This window comes from Marinobacter sp. NFXS9 (genome assembly GCF_040148665.1).
In the GTDB taxonomy this organism is placed as follows: Bacteria; Pseudomonadota; Gammaproteobacteria; order Pseudomonadales; family Oleiphilaceae; genus Marinobacter_A; species Marinobacter_A mangrovi.
The window spans coordinates 1-1,272 of record NZ_JAGDDW010000049.1 but is presented as its reverse complement, the minus strand read 5'-3'; the positions used below and the strand labels follow the sequence as shown (position 1 = coordinate 1,272).

1 protein-coding gene is annotated in these 1,272 nt (G+C 57.3%); it reads right to left on the bottom strand.

Annotated elements, in window-relative coordinates:
• Positions 1-32 precede the first annotated feature (32 nt).
• Positions 33-1,213, bottom strand: a protein-coding gene (locus J3364_RS22575; RefSeq protein ID WP_349560413.1) for an IS3 family transposase whose coding sequence is annotated in 2 segments (ribosomal slippage) — positions 33-914 and positions 917-1,213 — 1,179 coding nt in all. Because the reading frame shifts where the segments join, the coding sequence is not laid out codon by codon here.
• Positions 1,214-1,272 lie beyond the last annotated feature (59 nt).

Here is a 1,272-nt window from a genome sequence, read left to right as displayed (position 1 = left end):
TGGAATTCCCCCAATAAATCGGACACGCCCTTTCAGTTGATTTCCTCGAACTCTAGCGGAGTCCGGTAACCCAGGCCACTGTGCAGCCGTTGGCGATTATAAAAGTCTTCAATATAGTCATTTATATGCCGTCGTAATTGCCGCAGCGTCACAAAGCTGGTCGCCTGCAGTAATTCTCCCTTCAACGTCTTGAAGAAGGATTCCACCTCGGCATTATCGGTGCACTGTCCCGGGCGATTCATGCTGTGTCGGACCTGGTGCTGCTTCAGAAGCGCTTGCGTCTTGTGGGCCCGGTATTCGATGCCCCGATCCGTATGGAACAACAAGCCGGGCTCGGGCTTGCGTGTCTTGAAGGCTTCTCGCAGGGTCGCCCGGGAGAAGTCCGCATTCAGGTTCTCGCCCAGCCGCCAACTCACGATGCGACGGGAGAACAGATCCAGGACAACGGCCAGGAACACGTATTTCCGGCCCAGCTTGATGTAGGTGACATCGCTGCTCCAGTGCTGATTGATCGCCTCGGGCCTGGCGGCTTCCAGTCGGTAGTTGGGGAGTGTTTTGGCCGCGTCCCGGCGTTTGGTCATTTGCCGATAGACGCGCGTGACACGCGCCTTCATGCCCCATTCCCGCATCAGGCGAGCCACCCGGTTCTCGCCGACCTCAACGCCTTCCCGTCGTAGCGACTGATACACGCGAGGGCTCCCATACCGACCGTTGCTGGCGTTATAGGTGCGACGGATCTTGAGCAGCAGATCGGCGTTCTCTGACGCTCTCTGGCTGGGCTTTCGGTTCACCCAGGCGTAGTAGCCGGACCGCGAGATGTTCAGGTGGCGGCACAGCGCCTTTACTCCGTGTTCCCGTCGGTGTTTCCAGACGAACCGGAACGCTTCCGTCGTTCCTCGGCCTGAAAGCGTTGAAACTTTTTTAGGATGTCGTTTTCCTCCCGAAGCTCGGTGATCTGGCGCTTCAGGCGGTTGATCTCATCCTGTTCCTTGATCTGTTGCTTGGCTTGGGCGGGTGCTTTTTTGACACGCTTCATGGCGAACTTTCCCTCACGGTATTCCTTTCGCCAGCGTGACAGCATCATGGGATGGATATCCAGCGCTTCCGCAACGCCTTTGACGCTCCGGTGGGCCTGGTGGCTCCATTCCACCGCTTTGACTTTGAACTCAGTGCTGTACTGCTGGGTTTTCTTCCCTGTGATCATTTCTGGCATCGGTGTGCTCCTGTTTCGGAGTTATCGATGCGTGTCCACTCGACTGGGGGAAGTCCACG